At 73.2% G+C, this 19,035-nt stretch carries 15 protein-coding genes and 1 pseudogene; 9 read left to right on the top strand and 7 right to left on the bottom strand.

Translation table 11 applies throughout. The features are described 5' to 3' along the window. Position 1 precedes the first annotated feature (1 nt). Positions 2-1,432 carry an MFS transporter gene (locus tag UW392_RS22225; protein ID WP_414496575.1) on the bottom strand — a complete coding sequence of 477 codons (1,431 nt, stop codon included), beginning with the start codon at positions 1,430-1,432 and terminating at the stop codon, positions 2-4. A gap of 133 nt (positions 1,433-1,565) precedes the next feature. On the opposite strand from UW392_RS22225, the gene UW392_RS22230 reads away from it, so the two are divergent. The 4 genes from UW392_RS22230 to UW392_RS22245 are packed head-to-tail and all read left to right on the top strand — an operon-like array spanning position 1,566 to position 7,388. Further along, the gene (locus UW392_RS22230) at positions 1,566-1,985 is read left to right on the top strand and encodes a hypothetical protein (RefSeq protein WP_320776828.1); all 420 of its coding nucleotides are present in this window, start codon (positions 1,566-1,568) and stop codon (positions 1,983-1,985) included. A gap of 58 nt (positions 1,986-2,043) precedes the next feature. Beyond that, the gene (locus UW392_RS22235) at positions 2,044-2,961 is read left to right on the top strand and encodes a polyphosphate kinase 2 family protein (RefSeq protein ID WP_320776829.1); all 918 of its coding nucleotides are present in this window, start codon (positions 2,044-2,046) and stop codon (positions 2,959-2,961) included. Beyond that, positions 2,958-5,690 (top strand): HAD-IC family P-type ATPase, encoded by a 2,733-nt coding sequence (locus tag UW392_RS22240; protein ID WP_320776830.1) that lies wholly within the window; start codon positions 2,958-2,960, stop codon positions 5,688-5,690. The genes UW392_RS22235 and UW392_RS22240 overlap by 4 nt, the downstream gene beginning before the upstream one ends. A 27-nt stretch (positions 5,691-5,717) precedes the next feature. Further along, a complete protein-coding gene (locus tag UW392_RS22245) occupies positions 5,718-7,388 on the top strand; it encodes a sulfate permease (RefSeq protein ID WP_320776843.1) in 1,671 nt (556 codons plus the stop codon). Positions 7,389-7,425: 37 nt separating this feature from the next. Here UW392_RS22245 and UW392_RS22250 read toward each other — a convergent pair whose 3' ends face one another. Genes UW392_RS22250 through UW392_RS22260 form a run of 3 tightly spaced genes read right to left on the bottom strand, consistent with a single transcriptional unit; the run spans position 7,426 to position 13,078 of the window. Then, positions 7,426-8,910: an alpha-amylase gene (locus UW392_RS22250; RefSeq protein WP_320776831.1), complete on the bottom strand. Its 1,485-nt coding sequence runs from the start codon at positions 8,908-8,910 to the stop codon at positions 7,426-7,428. After that, positions 8,907-11,600 carry an MGH1-like glycoside hydrolase domain-containing protein gene (locus UW392_RS22255; RefSeq protein ID WP_320776832.1) on the bottom strand — a complete coding sequence of 898 codons (2,694 nt, stop codon included), beginning with the start codon at positions 11,598-11,600 and terminating at the stop codon, positions 8,907-8,909. The genes UW392_RS22250 and UW392_RS22255 overlap by 4 nt, the downstream gene beginning before the upstream one ends. Then, positions 11,597-13,078 carry a hypothetical protein gene (locus UW392_RS22260; protein ID WP_320776833.1) on the bottom strand — a complete coding sequence of 494 codons (1,482 nt, stop codon included), beginning with the start codon at positions 13,076-13,078 and terminating at the stop codon, positions 11,597-11,599. The genes UW392_RS22255 and UW392_RS22260 overlap by 4 nt, the downstream gene beginning before the upstream one ends. Positions 13,079-13,212: 134 nt before the next feature. On the opposite strand from UW392_RS22260, the gene UW392_RS22265 reads away from it, so the two are divergent. The 4 genes from UW392_RS22265 to UW392_RS22280 all read left to right on the top strand — a co-directional run bounded on the left by UW392_RS22265 (position 13,213) and on the right by UW392_RS22280 (position 17,306). Then, positions 13,213-13,767, top strand: coding sequence for a DUF1269 domain-containing protein (locus UW392_RS22265; RefSeq protein ID WP_320776834.1), 555 nt, complete (start codon positions 13,213-13,215; stop codon positions 13,765-13,767). Beyond that, positions 13,767-14,252: a DUF1269 domain-containing protein gene (locus tag UW392_RS22270; protein WP_320776835.1), complete on the top strand. Its 486-nt coding sequence runs from the start codon at positions 13,767-13,769 to the stop codon at positions 14,250-14,252. The genes UW392_RS22265 and UW392_RS22270 overlap by 1 nt, the downstream gene beginning before the upstream one ends. Positions 14,253-14,356: 104 nt before the next feature. Continuing rightward, the gene (locus UW392_RS22275; protein ID WP_320776836.1) at positions 14,357-14,842 is read left to right on the top strand and encodes a DUF1269 domain-containing protein; all 486 of its coding nucleotides are present in this window, start codon (positions 14,357-14,359) and stop codon (positions 14,840-14,842) included. A 196-nt stretch (positions 14,843-15,038) separates the two neighbouring features. Next, a complete protein-coding gene (locus tag UW392_RS22280) occupies positions 15,039-17,306 on the top strand; it encodes a LuxR C-terminal-related transcriptional regulator (protein ID WP_320776837.1) in 2,268 nt (755 codons plus the stop codon). A 13-nt stretch (positions 17,307-17,319) separates the two neighbouring features. Here UW392_RS22280 and UW392_RS22285 read toward each other — a convergent pair whose 3' ends face one another. Further along, positions 17,320-17,769, bottom strand: coding sequence for a helix-turn-helix transcriptional regulator (locus tag UW392_RS22285; RefSeq protein WP_320776838.1), 450 nt, complete (start codon positions 17,767-17,769; stop codon positions 17,320-17,322). Positions 17,770-17,891: 122 nt separating this feature from the next. Continuing rightward, entirely contained in the window at positions 17,892-18,158 is a 267-nt protein-coding gene (locus UW392_RS22290) for a hypothetical protein (protein ID WP_320776839.1), read from the bottom strand. 182 nt (positions 18,159-18,340) lie between these two features. On the opposite strand from UW392_RS22290, the gene UW392_RS22295 reads away from it, so the two are divergent. Continuing rightward, the gene (locus tag UW392_RS22295; protein WP_320776840.1) at positions 18,341-18,802 is read left to right on the top strand and encodes a hypothetical protein; all 462 of its coding nucleotides are present in this window, start codon (positions 18,341-18,343) and stop codon (positions 18,800-18,802) included. Between the two features lie 46 nt (positions 18,803-18,848). Here the strand turns inward: UW392_RS22295 and UW392_RS22300 are convergent. Continuing rightward, positions 18,849-19,035: pseudogene (locus tag UW392_RS22300) on the bottom strand (diacylglycerol kinase); the annotation flags it as partial.

The following is a 19,035-nucleotide window of genomic DNA, read 5'->3' on the forward strand; positions in this document are numbered from 1 at the left end:
CTCACCCGTGCCGGGTGGGCGCCGGTGTCCTCGGCAGCAGCGCCGCCGCGCCGAGCCCGCCGAGCCCGAACACCGCGAGGACGACGAGCGCGGCGGCGTACGGTCCGACGGCCGGGTCGGCGACGATGACCGTACCCGCGACGGCCGTACCGACCGACGAGCCGAGGTTCGATACACAGCGGGAGAGCCCGGAGATCTCGCCCTGGAGGTCCTCGGGGAAGGCGGACTGTACGACGTTGACGGACGGGGTCAGCATCACGCCGACGCCGAGGCCGATCAGCAGCAGCCCGGGGGTGAGGACCCACGCGTCCGGGGAGCCGGCCGCCAGCCCGATCAGGACGCCGATGCCGCCGACGGTGACGGTGAACCCGGCCATGACGAGGGTGCGCTGCGCCCGGCGCCTGGCGAACCGTTCGGCGCCGAGCGACGTGGCGAGCAGGCCCGCCGTGGACGCCGTGAAGATGACACCGGTCTCGATCGCGTCGTAGCCGCGCACCACCTGGAGGTAGGTGGCGACCACGAAGGACAGGCCCATGAGGATCAGCCACTGCGTGTGCTGGGTGATCAGGCCGAGGTTGGAGGTGCGGTCGCGGAAGAGTTCGAGGGGCAGCAGGGGCTGCTCACCGCGGCGTTCCCTGCGCCGCACCCAGCGGAAGAACCCGGCGAGGACCAGCGCACCGGCCACGAGCAGCGCGGCGGCGAGCCAGCCGTTGTCGTCGGTCGCGAGGATGCCCATCACCACCAGCACCAGGCCGACGGCGGACAGCGCCGCGCCCCCGGTGTCCAGGTCGCGGCCGGGGTCCGGCGGCAGCGGGTCGGCGAGGTCCCGGCTCAGCACGATGATCAGGGCGACCACCAGCGCCTGGAAGACGAACGCGGCCCGCCAGCCGACGGCCGACGTGATGAGCCCGCCGAGCAGCGGGCCCGCCGCCGCGCCGATGCCGCCCATCGCCATGATGGTGCCGAACGCCCGCGCCCGGTCGGCGACTTCGGTGAAGAGCAGCGTGGTGAGGATGTACACGGGCGGGATGAGCAGCGCCGTGCCGATGCCTTCGAGGATCGAGTTGCCGAGGATGAGCAGGCCGAGGCCGGGGGCGAGGGCGCTGAGCAGCGCGCCGAGGCCGTAGACGGCGAGGCCGGTGACGAGGCAGCGCTTGCGGCCGTAGCGGTCGCTGAGGATGCCGCCCGGGATCATCAGCGCGGCCATGACCAGCAGGAAGACGGTGATGGCGGTCTGCACGCCCTGCACGGTGGTGTCCAGGTCCTCGCTGATGTCCTGGATCATCACCGTCATGTTCGACCCGGCGAAGCTGCAGATGAACTGGGCGAGGGCGAGCGGCGCGAGCATCCGCCGGCGTCGGCCGCGGGGCATGCGCGTCAGGTCCTGGCCGGTCTGCACGGCCGTCACCTCGCTCTCCGGGACAGGGGACACGACGGGGTGCACGGTCCGCTTCCCGGCGGCCCCGGGCGTCACCCCGGGAGGGTGACGACCGTACCGGCGGCCCGGGGCAGCTTTCGGTGGACGGCGGTGCATCCCGCACCGCTCCCGAGCACGGAGGTTCGCCATGGCGGACACGAGCACCCAGTACCAGCGCCCCGAGGGCAAGCAGGTGGCCGCCGGCGGTCTGACGGTCTTCGCCTCGGTGCTGCTGTTCATCTCGGGAACCCTGGACTTCATGCGGGGCCTGATGGCCGTGCTGGAGGACAAGGTCTTCCTCACCACACCCAGTTACGTCTTCGAGTTCGACCTCACCACCTGGGGCTGGATCCACCTGGTCGTCGGGGTCGTCTCGGTCGCCGTCAGCGCCGGTCTGTTCGCCGGCATGACCTGGGCCCGGGTCGCCGGCATCGCCATCGCCGCGCTGGCGATCATCGTGAACTTCCTGTCGATCCCGTACTACCCCCTGTGGTCGATGACGCTGATCGCCCTGTACGGCCTGATCATCTGGGGTCTGTGCGTGGTGCGCCGGGAGACCCTCTACTAGTCGGCCCACCAGTCGGCCGCAGCCCGGCCGCACGCCCTCTACCGGTCCGAGGTGGCCCATGAAGGACGAACGGGCGAAGCGCATCGCCGAGTTCATCGCCCCGCTGCGGGTGGCACCGGGCAGCAAGGTGCGGCTGGCCGAGGACTTCGACCCCGGCCACCGCGCGGGCATCGCGGACAAGGAGCAGGGACAGGAACTGCTCCGCACCGGTGTCGCGCTGCTCGCCGACTACCAGCGCAGGCTGGCCGCGCAGGGCAGCCACGGGGTGCTGCTGTGCCTGCAGGCGCTGGACGCCGGCGGCAAGGACGGGACGATCCGGCACGTCATGAGCGGCGTGAACCCGCAGGGCGTGCGCGTGGCGAACTTCAAGGTGCCCTCGGCCGAGGAGCTGGGCCACGACTACCTGTGGCGCTACGCCTGCCGGCTCCCGGGCCGCGGGGAGATCGGCATCTTCAACCGGTCCTACTACGAGGAGGTCCTCGTCGTACGGGTGCACCCGGAGCTGCTCGCGCGGCAGGGCCTGCCGGACCGTCCGGGCAAGGCGCTGTGGCGCCGGCGGTACCGCGAGATCAACGACTGGGAGAGGTACCTGACGGACAACGGCTTCCGGATCGTCAAGCTGTTCCTGAACCTCTCCCGCCAGGAGCAGCGCGTCAGGTTCCTGAAGCGGATCGACGTGCCGGAGCGGAACTGGAAGTTCTCGGCGGCCGACGTCCGGGAACGTGCCTCCTGGGACGCGTACCAGGCGGCGTTCTCCGCCATGCTCTCCGCGACGAGCACCGCGTGGGCGCCCTGGTACGTGGTGCCCGCGGACCACAAGTGGTTCGCCCGTGCCAGCGCGGCGGCGGTGCTCGCCCACACGCTGATCGAGCTGGACCCGCGGTACCCCGAGGTCGACGACGCGGCGCGGGAGGAACTGCTGCTGGCCCGGAAGCAGTTGGAGAGCGAGGGGCCCGACGGGAGTTCCGCCCGATGACCGCGCGGGCCTCGGGGGCCGCCGTGCCGGACGCGCCGGCGGTGCGGGACTGGTGGGCGCGGACGGCCGACGAGGTGACCGCCGCCCTGGACGTCGACCCGGCCGTGGGGCTGAGCGGCGAGCGGGTGGAGCGGCGGCTGGCCGAGGACGGGCCCAACACGCTGCCGGAGGAGCCGGCGGTGCCCGGCTGGCGCCGGTTCGCCGGCCAGTACACCTCGTACATGCAGGTCATCCTGGTCGCCTCCGCCGTGGTGTCGCTGCTCGTCCAGGAGTGGGGCACGGCGGTGGTGCTGCTGGCGCTGACGCTGCTCAACGCGGTGATCGGGCTGCGTCAGGAGGGCAAGGCGGAGAGCGCCATGAACGCGCTGAAGGCGATGGCGAAGGTCACCGCGCGGGTGCGGCGCGACGGGACGGAACGGGAGATCCCCGCCGAGGAGGTCGTGGTCGGCGACGTGGTGCTGCTGAGCGCGGGGGACGAGGTGCCCGCCGACGGCCGGCTGGTGGCGACCGCCGCGCTCCAGATCGACGAGTCGGCGCTGACCGGGGAGAGCGTGCCCGCCGCCAAGGACACCGTCCCCGTGCGGAGCGCGGACCCGGGGCCCGGCGACCGGTCGGACATGGCGTTCATGAACACCCCGGTCACCCACGGCAGCGGGGTCCTCGTCGTCACCGCCACCGGGGCCGGCACCGAGCTGGGCCGGATCTCCGGGATGCTGTCGGCGACCCGGCGCGAGCCGTCGCCGCTCACCCGTGAGCTGGACCGGCTGACCCTGTGGATCGTGGGCGCGGCCGGACTCACCATGATCATGATGTTCGCGCTCGGCCGGGAACGGGGCGAGGCGTGGGACGTGCTGTTCGTCAGCGCGGTGTCCCTGGCCATCGCCGCCGTGCCGGAGGCGCTGCCGACGGTGACGCAGACGATCCTCTCGCTCGGCGGCCTCGACCTCGCCCGGCGGCACGCGATCGTCAAGGACCTGCCGTCGGTGGAGACCCTGGGCTTCGTCTCGGCGATCAACTCGGACAAGACCGGCACGCTGACGATGAACCAGATGACGGTCGTGGAGGTGGTCGACCCCTACGACCGGTACACCGTCTCCGGCACCGGGTACGGCCTTCAGGGCCAGGTGCGGCACGCGGCGGGCAGCACCCCCGGGATCGACGGCGCGATCCTGCCCTACCTGGTCGCCAACGACGCGACCCTCACCGACGACGGGCAGGTGGTCGGGGACCCCACCGAGGGTGCCCTGGTCGTCCTCGGGCACAAGGCCGGGCTGGACGTCGAGGAGACCCGGGAGCGGCTGCCGCGGCTCGCGACGCTCCCGTTCGACCCGGCGTACAAGCTGATGGCGACCTTCCACGCGGTGCGGGACGCGGCGGGCCGGGACGTCGTGCGCTGCTTCGTCAAGGGCGCGGCGCCCGCCGTCCTGGAGCGCACGGAGACGGCGCTGTCGGCCGGGGAGACGGTCCCGTTCGACGCGGCGCTGCGCCGCCGCGCCCAGGAGGAGCTGGAGCGGATGGGGCGGGCCGGCCGCCGGGTGATGGCCGCCGCCGCCCGGGACCTGGACCCGGCTCAGTTCCACGCGGACGGCGATCTCCAGGCGTACGTCACCGGGTTGCGGGTGACCTCGCTGGTGGGGATGGCCGACCCGCCGCGCGACAGTTCACGGGCGGCGGTCGCGGCCGCGCAGGCCGCCCACGTACGGGTGCGCATGGTGACCGGTGACGACGTCGTCACCGGTGCCGCGGTGGCCCGGCAGGTCGGTATCGGGGGCGAGGCGATGCTGGGGGCCGATTTCGCGGCGCTGAGCGAGGCGGAGCGGCTGGCCCGGATCGACGGCATCGGGGTGCTCGGCCGGGTGGCGCCCGAGCACAAGGTGCTGCTGGCGGACACGCTGAAGCAGAAGGGCGACGTGGTGGCGATGACGGGGGACGGTGTCAACGACGCCCCGGCCATCAAGGCCGCCGACATCGGCATCGCGATGGGCTCCGGCACGGACGTCGCGAAGAACGCGGGGCGGATGGTCCTGTCCGACGACGACTTCGCCACGATCGTGTTCGCCGTCGAGCAGGGCCGCAAGATCTACGACAACCTCACCAAGTACATCCGGTTCGTGCTGATCCTGCTGGTCGTTTTCGTGCTGGTGTTCCTCGGCGCGGTGCTGTTCGACCTCGCCGACGGGGAGCCGTTCACCCCGGCCCAGGTGCTGTGGATCCACTTCTTCGTCAACGCGGCCTTCGGCTTCTCGCTGGGCTTCGACCGGGTCAGTCCCGGGCTGATGACGCGCCGTCCGCGGCCGCGCGGCGAACCGGTGATGACGCGTCCGCTGCTGGTGACGGTCGGGCTCGCGGGGACGTTCACGGCCGCCGCCCTCCTCGGGGTGCTGGTGCTCGGCGAGGAGCGCTACGACTCCCTCGCCGTGGGCAACTCGATCGCCCTGACCGCGTTCGCGCTGTGCCTGATCGTCTCCGCGCTGGAGTGCCGCAGTCCGCTCGGGACCGTGCTGAGCGCGGACACCTTCGACAGCAGGCAGCTCAACCGGACACTGCTCATCGAGGGGGTGCTGGCCGTCCTGGTGGTGCAGACCGACGTCTTCAACCGGATCCTCGGGACGACGCCGCTCCACCTCGGCCAGTTCGGCTGGGCGCTGCTGCCGCCGCTGGCGCTGCTGGCGCTGTGGGAGCTGGGCAAGTTCGCCGTCCGCCGCCGGCGCCCCGCCGCGGTGGGGTGAGGCCCGGTGCGTGACGCGCTGCCGGGGATGCGGACGCTGCGGACCTACCGCCGGGAGTGGCTGCTCAAGGACGTCGTCGCGGGCATCGTCCTGAGCACGCTGCTGGTGCCCCAGGGCATGGCGTACGCGGAACTCGCCGGGCTGCCCGCGATCACCGGGCTGTACACGTCCGTGCTCTGTCTGCTCGCCTACGCGGTGTTCGGGCCGTCCCGCATCCTGGTGCTGGGGCCCGACTCCTCGCTCGGCCCGATGATCGCCGCGACCGTGCTGCCGCTGCTCGCCGCCGGCGGTGACCCCTCCCGCGCGGTGGCGCTCGCCTCGGCGCTGGCGCTGATGGTCGGCGCGATCACGTTGCTGGCGGGGGTGGCGCGGCTCGGTTTCATCGCCGACCTCATCTCCAAGCCGACCATGATCGGTTACATGAACGGGCTGGCGCTGACCATCCTGGTCGGGCAGTCACCGAAGCTGTTCGGGTTCTCCACGGACGCCGACGGGCTGGTGGAGGAGGTGGACGCGTTCGTGCGCGGGGTCGCCGGCGGCGAGACCGTACCGGCCGCGCTCGGCGTCGGGGCCGCCTGCATCGTGCTGGTCCTGCTGCTCCAGCGGCTGCTGCCGAAGGTGCCCGCGGTGCTGGTGATGGTCGTCCTGGCCGTCGGGGCCTCGGTCGTCCTCGATCTGGAGGAGCACGGCGTGAAGACCGTGGGCCGGCTCCCGGAGGGGCTGCCGCCGTTCACGCTCCCGGACATCGGGCTCGACGACCTCGGGCCGCTGTGCGCGGGCGCGCTGGGCATCGCCCTGGTGTCGCTGGCCGACACCATCTCCAACGCGTCGGCGTTCGCCGCCCGCACCGGGCAGGAGGTGCGCGGCAACGACGAGATGGTCGCGATCGGCACCGCCAACCTGGCCGCCGGGCTGTTCCAGGGGTTCCCGGTCAGCACCAGCGGATCGCGGACGGCGGTGGCCGAGCGGGCCGGTGCCCGCACCCAGCTCACCGGTGTCGTCGGCGCCGCCCTGATCGTCGTCATGCTGGTACTGCTGCCGGGGCTGCTCAAGGACCTGCCGCAGCCGGCGCTCGCCGCCGTCGTCATCACCGCCTCCCTGTCGCTGGCCGACGCGGCGGGCACCCGGCGGCTGTGGCGCCAGCGCAAGGCCGAGTTCTCCCTGTGCGTGGCCGCGCTGCTCGGGGTGGCGCTGCTGGGGGTGCTGCCCGGCATCGCGGTCGCGGTGGGACTGTCCATCCTCAACGTGTTCCGGCGGGCGTGGTGGCCCTACAGCGCGGTCCTCGGCCGGGTGCCGGGCCTGGCGGGGTTCCACGACAGCCGCTCGTACCCGGACGCCCAGTTCCTGCCCGGTCTGGTCGTCCTGCGCTTCGACGCGCCGCTGTTCTTCGCCAACGCCAAGTCCTTCCGCGACGAGGTGCTGCGGTGCGCCCGCGCCGACCCGCCGCCGCGCCGTGTCGTGATCGCGGCCGAGCCGGTCACGGACGTCGACACCACCGCGGCCGACGTCCTGGAGGAGCTGGACGCGGCGCTCCAGGACCGCGGGATCGTGCTGGCCTTCGCGGAGCTGAAGGACCCGGTGCGCCGCAAGATCGAGCGGTACGGCCTGACCCGCACCTTCGCCCCGGAGCGCTTCCATCCCACGCTGGAGGCGGCGGTGGCGGCGTTCCGGGACGAGAGCGGCGCGGAGTGGGTGTGAGCCGCTCCTCGGGCGGCCGGCCGGCGCCTTCGGGTGACTAGTCGGCGCCCGACGTCAGGGAGAACAGGTGCGTGCCCCAGGGCGGCAGGGCGACGTACAGGCCGCCGTGGGTGAGTTCGGTGTCCGAGCGGCGGTAGCGGTGGCCGGTGAGGAGGTCGGTCAGCTCCACCGCGTACGGGCCGAGGTCGTCCCAGGGCAGCCGGACGCGGGCCTGCGCGGCGTGCGCGGAGAGGTTGACCACCGTCAGGAAGCGGCCCGCGGGCCCGGTCCAGGCGGAGGCGATCAGGGCCCGCCCGGAGTCGTTGTCGGGCCAGCCCTCGCAGTCGAGGAGCCGCCACCGGCCGGTCCGCATCCCGCTGCGCCCCACCCGGGCGGTGATCTCCTCGTAGAAGGCGCGCAGGTCGTCGTCGGCCGGTTCGTCGGGGCGCCGGTCGAGGAAGACCGGCAGGTGGGTGCGGCGGCCGGTGAACTGGCCCTCGTGCCACAGGGTCGCGCCCGGCAGCGTGGCGACCAGGGTGGCGGCGGCCCGCTGCGCGGCCGGGGGCAGGACCCCGGCGACGCGCGGCTCGTCGTGGTTCTCCAGGAACCTGACGAGGCGCCGCTGGTACTCCTCGCCGGCGCCGAGGTGCGCGCGGACGGACCCGGCGTCCTCGTGCAGCACGCGGTCGTAGAGACGCTTGTCGTAGCAGAAGTCGAAACCCTGCTGCTGCAGCTCCCATTCGAGGTCCCAGTACGCCTCGGCGGCGAAGAGCATGCCGGGGTGGCGGCCGCGCACCGAGGCCAGTACCTGCGGCCAGAACTCGGTCTCGGGCGGCGGCCCCGCCCGGCTCCCCCAGGTCCGCGCGAAGACGTCGTTGAGCAGCAGCATCGCCATGTCGCAGCGGACGCCGTCGCAGAACCGGCCGATGGCGGTGAGCGCGTCGGCGCTCGCCTCGCGCAGCGCCGGGTCGAAGGCGTTGAGCTGCACCACGTCCGGCCACGGCGGGAAGAGCGGGTCGCGGCCCCGGGCGAGGACGGCCGGCCCGGTGTCGAGGAAGGCGTCGGGTTCCCGCCGGGCGTCGTCGGCGTCACCGCGCACGAAGTACTCGGGGTGCTCCGTCACCCAGGGGTGGTCGGGCGCCACGTGGTTGGGCACGTAGTCGAGGAGCAGCCCGACGCCCCGGCTGTCGAGTTCGGCGCGGGCCGCGGCGAGGCCCGCCGGACCGCCGAGCGCGGGGTCGGCCTCGTAGCGCCGGATGCAGTACGGCGATCCTGCGATGTCCGCCTCCGTGACGCCGGGGAGTGCCTCGGCGAACGCGGTGCGCAGGGCCGGGTCGCGCAGGGCTATGGCCCGGCCCCGCTCGCTGCGCTCCCACACGCCCATCAGCCAGACGGCGTCGACGCCGGGCGGGGTGATCTCGTCCCAGGCGTCCTTGGGGACGTCGGCGAGGCCGGTCGGGCGTCCGGTGCGCCGCCCGGTCTCCTTCAGCCAGACCCGGGTGTTGACCTCGTAGACGACGGGCTGGGCGGGCAGTGCGGTCATCGTGCGGACCTCCCGGTGGGCGGGGAGCGGAAGTCGTCCGGTCCGAGGGTGCCGAACAGTTTCATCAGGGCGGCGACCAGTCCGGTCCAGCCGGTCTGGTGCGAGGCGCCGATGCCGGCGCCGTTGTCGCCGTGGAAGTACTCGTAGAAGGAGACCAGGTCGCGCCAGTGCGGGTCGTCGCGGAACCTGGGCTGGCCGCCGTAGACCGGGCGGGTGCCGTCGGGGCCGCGCAGGAAGATCCGGGCGATGCGGGCGCCGATCTCCTCGGCGACCTCGTACAGGTTCTTGCGCACGCCGGACCCGGTCGGGCACTCCACGGTGAGGTCGTCGCCGTAGAAGCCGTAGAGGTTGAGCAGGGCGCGGACGACGAGGACGTTCATCGGGAGCCAGACGGGGCCGCGCCAGTTGGAGTTGCCGCCGAACATGGCGGTGTCCGACTCGGCGGGCAGGTAGGAGACCTTGTACTCCTCGCCGTGCACCCAGAACGTGTACGGGTGTTCCCGGTGCTGCCGGGAGAGGGCGCGGACGCCGTACGGGCTGAGGAACTCGTTCTCGTCGAGGAGCCGGGCGAGGATGCGGACCAGTTTCTTCTCGTCGACGACGCTGAGCAGCCGCGGTCCGCCGGCCGTGCCCGCCTGGGCCGTGGTCAGGGTGACCGAGAGCGAGGGGTGGCGGGCGGCGAAGCGGCGCAGGCGGTCGCTCAGGCCGGGCAGGTGGCTGAGCTGCTCGGGGCGGAAGACGGTCGAGGCGCACAGCGGCAGCAGGCCGACCATGGAGCGGACCTTGAGGCGGACCGCCCGGCCGTCGGGCAGACGGAGCACGTCGTAGAAGAACCCGTCCTCCTCGTCCCAGAGTTCGTCGCCGAGGTCGCCGAGCCGGTCCATGGAGGCGGCGATCCACAGGTAGTGCTCGACGAACTTGACGACGAGTTCCTCGTAGGCGGGGTTGCGCTCGGAGAGTTCGAGGGCGATCTGGAGCATGGACTGGCAGTAGAGCGCCATCCAGGCGGTGCCGTCGGCCTGTTCGAGGGTGCCGCCGGTGGGCAGGGGCGCGCTGCGGTCGAAGACGCCGATGTTGTCGAGGCCGAGGAAGCCGCCCTGGAAGACGTTGCGGCCCTGGGGGTCCTTGCGGTTGACCCACCAGGTGAAGTTGGTCAGCAGCTTCTGGAAGGCGCGTTCCAGGAAGGCGTCGTCGGAGCGGCCGGTGGTGCGCTGTTCCAGCTGGTGGACGAAGTAGGCGGCCCAGGCGTGCACGGGCGGGTTGACGTCGCCGAAGTTCCACTCGTAGGCGGGGATCTGGCCGTTGGGGTGGAGGAAGTTCTCCTTCAGCAGCAGTTCGAGCTGCTGCTTGGCGAAGTCGATGTCGACGACCGACAGCGCCACCGCGTGGAAGGCGAGGTCCCAGGCGGCGAACCACGGGTACTCCCACTTGTCCGGCATGGAGACGATGTCGTCGCTGGCCATGTGGAACCACTCGCGGTTGCGGATTCCGGGGCGCGGCGTGCTCCACGGGGTGAGGTCGTGCTCGGCCAGCCAGGTCTCCAGGTCGAAGGCGTAGTACTGCTTGGACCAGAGCATGCCCGCGAGCGCCTGGCGCAGTACGCGGGCCTCGTCCTCGCTCGCGCCGTCGGGGGTCAGCTCGCGGTAGAAGGCGTCGGCCTCGGCGATCCGGTCCCGGAACACCGCCTCGTACTCCTGGCCGAGGTCCAGCGGGGTGCCGGTGCGGCCGAGGCGGAGCCGCAGGGTCACCGAGCCCTTGGCGGGGACGTCCAGGACGTAGTGCGCGGCGGCCTTGGTGCCCTCCTGGTCGGGGTTGACGGTGTCCGCCTCCCCGTCGACGACGTGCCGGCCGATGCCGTCCTTGACGTACGGGCCGGGGTCGGGGGTGCCGAAGATCCGCTCGCGGTGGGTCTCGTTCTCGGTGAAGAGCAGGGGGACCTCGGTGGCGCAGCGCAGTTCGTAGCCGCCGAGTTCGGGATGGTCGGCGCGGACGGTGGCGGTGCCGGCGGGTCCGCCGGTCGCGCGCAGCCGGGGGCGTTCCCCGTCGGGGTCGGGCTGCCAGGACCAGGTGTTGCGGAACCACAGCGTGGGCAGTACGTGCAGGCGTGCGGCGTCGGGGCCGCGGTTGTCGACGGTGACGCGCATCAGGAGGTCGTCGTGGTCCGCCTTGGCGTACTCCACCGTCACGTCGTGGTAGCGGTCGTCGTCGAAGACGCCGGTGTCGAGGAGTTCGTACTCGTAGTCGTGGCGGGTGCGGAAGCGGTTGACGGCGACCAGGTCGTTGTAGGGGTAGGCCGCCTGCGGGTACTTGTAGAGGTACTTGAGGTAGGAGTGGCTGGGTGTGCTGTCGAGGTAGAAGTAGTACTCCTTGACGTCCTCGCCGTGGTTGCCCTCGCCGTTGGTGAGGCCGAACGCCCGCTCCTTCAGGATCGGGTCGCGGCCGTTCCACAGGGCGAGCGCCAGGCACAGCCGCTGCTTGTCGTCGCTGATGCCGCCGAGGCCGTCCTCGCCCCAGCGGTAGGCGCGCGAACGCGCGTGGTCGTGCGGGAAGTAGCTCCAGGCGTCGCCGCCGGGGCTGTAGTCCTCGCGGACCGTTCCCCACTGCCGCTCGCTGAGGTACGGGCCCCACAGGCGCGCGCGCCCGTGGCCGGCCCGCGGCCCGATCCGTCCGGCGGAGTCGTGTCCGTTCATGCGCCCTCCCCGTGGCTGTGCCCGTCGGGAGCGCCAGTGTGTGCGGGGGCCCCGCGGGGTGCCTCACCTGCCGGGGGTGAGGGGTCCTGCCCGCGGGCCAGCAGGGTGACGGCGATCTCGAATCCGGCCAGCAGCAGGGCGATGACGAGGAGTGCGGTCCAGGAGGACAGCAGCAGGGCGATCAGTACGGCGAGGACGGCGCCGCCCGTGCGGAGCGCGTCGGCGTGCCGGGCCGTCCAGGGCCGTACCGTCGCGTCCTTGCCGATCCGCTCGCCCGCGCGCGCCGCGAGGTGCCCGCCGGCGCGCGCTCCCTGGGCCGCGTACCGGCGCAGGGCGACCGGGAGCCGGCCGGGTCCGGCCAGGTAGGCGAGGACGGCGAGGCCGACGCCGAACCACAGGAGCTGGTCGCCGCGTTCGCGCAGGGTGGTGAAGACGGTCCAGAGCGCGGAGCGCACGCCCTCGCGGTAGACGCCGGGGTCGACCTGGCCGAGGAGCTGGTCCCGTACGGCCCGGACCACGCTGGTCAGCACGGTGACGGTGACGACGAGCCAGAGCCCGAGCTGGAGCAGGGTGCGGCGGCGGTCCGGTGAGACCCACAGCGCGAGGGCGAGCAGCACGGGGACGGCGACGACCAGGCCGACGACGGCGCGCTTGAACATCAGCACGGCGTCCTGGAGCTGTCCCAGCTCGCCGCGGTCGTAGAACCGGATCTGGGCGAAGTCCTCGGGCAGGGTCACCCCGAGGGCGGTCTCGATCCGCTGGCGCAGCTCGGGCGGGACCTCGCCGGAGGAGAGCGTCGGCAGGTCCAGTTCCTTGCCGAAGACGCTGGGGAGACGGTCCTCCAGGACATCCAGCAGGTTGTTCACCAGCGGCAGCAGGTCGAGCCGTACGGTGTCGCCCTCGGTCTCCACGAGGTCGCCGCGTTCCTCCAGGACGTCGACGATCCGGTCGTGGGCCCTGCGGTTCGCGGCCTCCCACAGGTCCTGGAAGCGGTCGGTCGCCATCAGCTCGGCGACGATCTTCCGTACGTAGTCCTGTACGGCGCCGGTGAGCGGGCCGGCGAGGAAGGCCGCGCGGGGCGGCAGGGCCTCGGTGAGCCGCCGCTCCACGTCCAGCTGGGTGAAGATCTCCTGGGAGAGGTACGTGGCGACGGCGGTGTTCACCTCCGGGTCCTTCGGCAGCGGGCCGACGGTGGCCACCCAGCGGTCGGTGTTCAGCGTGGTCCGCGAACCCCACACCCCGACCACCGACATCACCGCGACGACGGCGGCCAGCGCGACGAGCACGGCGGCCACGGTCCGGCGCAGCGTCCGGGTGCGCGCGCGGCGCCGCCGATCGGTCGCGGTGCGGTCCCGCAGCCGCGCGACCTCGGCGCGCAGGCGCTCCAGCTCGGTGCCGGGGTCGTTGTCATGGCCGTTGTCGTGGGCGTTGTCCTTGCCGTTGCCGTTGTCCGTGCCCGGGGGCTTCCCATGGTCCATCGGCGTCGCACCTCCGCGGCCACCGTCGCCGAGGGCGGCCGTTCCTCCCTCACCTGCGGAGGGTGACGCGCCGCCCGGCCCGGCGGGGTGTGCTGACGGTCGTCACGGCGGAGCCGAGAGGGAAGGGAGACCCGATGGCCGCAACAGGGCCGGTACAGCTGCTGATGGTCGAGTTCGGACCGGAGGCGGAGTTCGAGGGACGGATCGTCGAGGAACTCGGGCTCCTGGAGGCGAACGGCCAGATCCGCGTCCTCGACATCCTCTTCGTCCGCAAGGAGCCCTCGGGGACGCTGTTCTCCCTCGACTACCAGGCGGAGAAGATGGGCGACACGATCGCCGCGCTGCTCGGCATCTCCGGGGAACGGGTCCAGGGGGTCCGTGAGGCGCTCCCCGAACTCGACGGGGGCGGCGCGTTCGGACTGACGCTGAGCGAGGTCCGGGACCTGGGCGAGTCCCTCGACCCGGGCGCGGCGGCCGCGTTCGTCCTGCTGGAGCACGTCTGGGCGCGGTACCTGCGCAAGGCGATCCGCGACGCGGGCGGCGTCCCCGTGGCCGAGGGCTTCCTCACCGAGGAGGCGATGGCGCCCATCGCCGCCGCGCTCCTGGCCGCGGCCGAGCAGCTCGGCGAACCCGTCGGCACCACCACGCTGTCCCACGACAAGAGCGGCAAGGGCCGCAGGAGGACTTGATGGCTGATCTCGTCGTACTCGGATTCGCGGACAAGGAGAAGGCGGAGTCGGTCCTGCGGCTCGCCAAGGACCTCTCCCGCCAGGAACTCCTCGACCTCGACGACGCCGCGCTCGCCTGGCGGACGCTGGACGGGAAGATCCACGTCCGGCAGACCTACAGCCTCACGGCGGCCGGGGCGGCCGGCGGAGCGCTCTGGGGCACCCTGTTCGGGCTGCTCTTCCTGATGCCCGTCTTCGGCGCGGCGGTGGGCGCCGCGACCGGTGCCGCCGCGGGGAAACTCAGTGACGTCGGGATCAACGACTCCTTCGTCAAGGAGATCGCCGGCACGTTGGAGCCCGGCCGCGCGGCCGTCTTCGCCCTCGTACGCCGCACGACCCCGGACCGCGTACGCGAGGCCCTGCGCCCCTTCGGCCCCACGGTGATCCGCACGTCCCTGACGAAGGACCGCGAGGAGGAACTGGTCACGGCGCTGCGGACGGTGTGACGCGGGGGGGCCGGGCCGCTCGCCACAGCCGAGCGGCCCGGCGAACCCGTCGGCACCCCTGCTCCGTCCCACGACAGAAGCGGCAACGGACGCGGGAGGACCTGATGGCTGAACTCGTCGTACTCGGATTCGCGGACAAGGAGAAGGCGGAGTCGGTCCTGCGGCTCGCCAAAGACCTTTCCCGCCAGGAGCTTCTCGACCTGGAGGACGCCGCGCTCGCCTGGCGGACGCTGGACGGGAAGATCCACGTCCGGCAGACCTACAGCCTCACGGCGGCTGGCGCGGGCCGCGGACTGTTCTGGGGCACCCTGTTCGGCGCGCTGTTCCTGGTGCCCGTCTTCGGCGCCGCGGTGGGCACCGTGGCCGGCGCCGCCGCGGGAAAGCTCAGTGACGTCGGGATCAACGACTCCTTCGTCAAGGAGATCGCGGGCACACTCGGGCCCGGCCGCGCGGCCGTCTTCGCGCTCGTGCGCCGCACGACCCCGGACCGCGTACGCGAGGCCCTGCGCCCCTTCGGCCCCACGGTGATCCGCACGTCCCTGACGAAGGACCGCGAGGAGGAACTGGTCACGGCGCTGCGGATGGAGTGAACCGGGCCCGCGGGCGATCCGGACCCGACCCGCGGACGGTCCGGATCGGGGGCGCGCGCGGGCGGGCCCGAGCGGGCCGTCGTACGCCGGGACTTCACCCGGGTGAGATGGGGGCCGGCGCGCGGACCGTCCGGCCCGTTCTGCCCCACACTGGCCCTGTCACCGCACCACTCTTCTCGGGGAGCGAGGTGCCGCCATGGGCGAGTGGACACCCACCCGGCCCCATGACCGTCACACCGCCCCCGCGCTGCCCGCCTGGCTGGTGCCCAGACCCCGCCTGACCGATCGGCTGGCCCGCGGGGTCCGCGGTGCCCTGACCGTGGTCGTGGGACCGGTGGGCGCCGGCAAGACCGCGCTCGCCCTGGAGTGGGCGCACACCCGCGACCTGCCCGGCCCCCTCGCCTGGGTGACCTGCGACGGCCAGGCCGAACGCCCCGGCGTGTTCTGGCCCCGCGTGGCCGGCGCCCTGCGGGAGGCCGGCGTGGAACTGCCGGCACCCGTCGCGACCGCCGAGGAGCCCGTCCTCGTCGCGGCCCTCGCCACCGCGCTGGGCCGGCACGGCGGGCCGCTGGTCCTCGTACTGGACGACTTCCACGCCGCCCCCGGCTCCCCCATCGCCGAGGGCGTCACCAGCCTGCTGCGGCACACCGGCGGCGCGCTGCGCCTGCTGGTACTGGCCCGCCGGGACCCACCCCTGCACCTGCACCGCATGCGCCTCACCGGTGACGTCACCGAACTCCGCACCGACGACCTCGCCTTCGACGACCGGGAGACGGCGGCCCTGCTCGCCCAGCACGGCATCGACGTCCGCAGGCAGACGGTGAGCGCGCTGCGGCGCCGCACCGGCGGCTGGGCGGCCGGACTGCGGCTCGCCGCGATGTCGATGGAGAAGCAGGACGACCCGGCCCGGTTCGTCGCCCACTTCGCGGGCGACGACGAGGCCGTCACCAGCTACCTGATCGAGGAGGTCCTGGACCAGCAGCCGCCCGGGATGCGCCGGCTGCTGCTGACCACCAGCGTCCTGGAGCGGCTCAACGCCGAGCTGGCGGCGGCCCTCGCGGGCGAGGACGCCGCCCGCCATTTCACGGAACTGGTCCGGGAGAACTCCTTCCTCCAACCCGTAGGCCAGGGCTGGTACCGCTGTCACCAGATGTTCGCCGACGTCCTGCGGGCCTGTCTGCGCCACGAGACCCCCGGCCTCGTGGGCCTGCTGCACCGGCAGGCGGCGAACTGGCTCGGCGCGCACGGCCCGCTGGGCGAAGCCGTACGGCACCTCCTCGCCGTAGGCGACCGGGACGAGGCCGGCCGGCTGATCGTACGGCGTCTCGCGATCGGGCAGGTGCTCGGCCTGACCCGGCTCCGGGTGCCCTCGGAACTGACCGGCCAGACCCCCGAGCGGCCGCCCGCCGACGAACCCGAACCCGTGCTGCTCGCGGCGGCCGTCGCGCGGACGCGCGGCGACGACGCGGCATGCCGGGACCGGCTGGAGCACGCGGGGCGGCTGATCGCGGAGCTGCCCGCGGAGGACACCGACCGGACGGCCCGCTGCGCGCTGGCGCACGCGGTGGTCCGGATGGCGCGCTCGCGGTCCCGGGACCCCGGCGCGGCCCGGCTCGCGGCGGCCGACGCGGAGGCGGCCGGGCTGTCCGTGCCCGCCGCCGAACTGGCCGAGCGGCCGGAGATCCTGGCGCTCACCCTGGTGATCCGCGGCGGCGCCGAGATCCGCTCCGGCCGGCTGAAGGCGGCGGAGGCGACGCTCACCGCGGGACTGAAGGCGGCGGGCGCGGCCGGCAACGGGGCGCTGCGCCGGGACTGCCTGGTGGAACTCGCCCTCCTCGAAACGGTACGGGGCCGGTTCCGGGCCGCCGACGAACTCGTCACGCTGGCCACACAGCCGCCGCTGCCCGCCTGGGGCGCGGCGGCCCCCTCGTCGGCCTGTCTGCACCTGGTGCGGGCCTGGGTCGAGCTGGCCCGCGGGGCGCCCCTGCGCACCCGGCACGAACTGGTACGCGCCCACAGCGTGCTGCGGGAGCTGCCCGACCCGTTCCTCACGGAGGTCGCCGCCCTGGTGGCGCGGCTGGCCGCCGCGGTGGAGAACGGCGGCGGCCGAGCGGCCGTCCACCTCCATGACCTGCTGGCCCCCTCCCGGCTGCCGCAGCCGGTGCTGCGCGCGGTCGGGCCGGCCTGCGCCTCCGTGCTCGCCTCCGCCCGCACCGGCCCGGCGGCGACGGCCGTGGCACCGGCGGCGGTGGACCTCGTACCGGACGGTGCCGAGCCGCTCAGCGCCCGCGAGCGGGACGTGCTGGACCGGCTGGCCCGGATGATGAGCACGGAGGAGATCGCCGAGGACCTGTACATCTCGGTGAACACCGTGAAGACGCACCTGAAGAGCGTCTACCGCAAGCTCTCCGTGACCCGGCGCTCCGCCGCCGTCCGGCGGGCGCGGGAACTCCAGCTCCTGTGAGCGCGAGGACGGGTCAGACGATCCCCAGTTCCTTGGCGCGGCTCACCGCGTCGGCGCGGGTGCGGACGCCGAGTTTGCGGTACACGGCGCGGGAGTGGCTCTTGACCGTGTTGTGGGAGACGTACAACGAGTCGGCGATCTGCCGCAGCGACGCCTCGTCCTGGAGTGCGCGCAACACCGCGAGCTGCCGTCCCGTCAGCGCGGGCCGGGGCAGCGGCCGCGGCGCCGGTACGGAGGCCAGGACCGCCGACGCCTCCGCCACCAGGGCGCGGGCGCCGCGGACGTCCGCCGCGTGCACGGCCGTACGGACCAGGGCGTCGGCGACCCAGACCAGACAGACCGTCACGGCGACGTCCTCGGCGCCGTGACGGCCCTCCCGTGACCTCAGCCGCCCCCGCAGGACGCGGACGCGCCAGGGCCATCCGGAGACATCGGGCGCCGCCGGGCGTACCAGTGGGAACATGCCCCTCACCTCCCCTAGTGCAGGCTTCGTCCCTCCACCCTGGGGGAGCCGGCGGGGACGGCGAAAGGCGTTTCACGGTCCCGACTCGGCCACGGACGGCTGATGTTCTTCCGGCTGCGCGGTCACGCGCCTTCGGGGCCTGGCAGCCGGCGTACCTCCAGCAGTTCCAGGCCCAGCGCCTGGACGCGGTCGAGGATGCCGTACAGGGCGGCCTGGTCGAGCCCGGTGCCCACGAGGAGGGTCTCCGCCGGGCGGGGGACGACTCTCAGCTCGCCGAACGCGGACCGGAAGGACTCGCCGAACCTTCCCCGGACCCGGATCTCGAAGTCGGCGCCGCCGGGCGGCGGTGCGGCCGGTTCACGTCCCGAGCCTCCCTGCGCGCCCCCCATGGCGTCACCTCCACTGCGACGGCCCGGTACCTGAGGCTCATTCTCCCGACGGCACGGTCCACGGCATCACCTCGCACGGGTGACGCCGCCGTACGGCGCCGGGCCGGGGTCATCCCCGGGGGGTGAACCGGTGGGGCGGGCGCGGCGGGATGCTCTGGCGCACCCGAGGAGGAGGCTTCGACATGGCAGGACAGCCCGCCCCCGACCGGACCCGCCCCGGCGAGCCCGCACCGGAACCCCACGTCAGCGCGGTCGCCGTCGGCGGAGTCGTCTTCGCCGCGTGTGTGCTGGGGATCATCGGGACGTTCCACGCGATCGCGGGTCTCACCGCGATCCTCGACGAGAACTACTACCAGCAGCAGAACGACTATCCCTTCGACTTCGACCCCAACGTCAAGGGCTGGGTGGAGATGATCTCCGGGGCGCTGGTCGCCGCGGCGGCGTTCACCCTCTTCAACGGCCGCAGCTGGTCCCGCGCCATCTGCATGATCGCGGCGGGGCTCAGCGCGGTGGAGAACTTCTTCTTCACGCCCTACCACCCGGTGTGGTCGGCGATCATCATCGCGCTGGACATCCTGGTGATCTGGTCGCTGGCGATGTACGGCCACCGGGAGGCGCACAAGGTGTACGGGACACCGCTGTAGGACGCGGTGCCGACGGGTCCGCCCGCCGTCCCCGGTCGGACCCGGCTCACCCGTGCCGGGTCAGGCCCAGCCGGCCGAGGGAGCGCCAGTCGAGCAGCGGGCGTTCGCGGTAGGTGCCGGGGCGCTGCCTGGGCACGAGGACGCGCAGCGCCCGGGGACGCACCTCGCAGCGCACCGGCACCGTCATCCGTACCGCCTCTCCGTCGAGGCCGACCGGGATCGACTCCCGGTCG

This window comes from Streptomyces sp. CRN 30 (assembly GCF_034105845.1).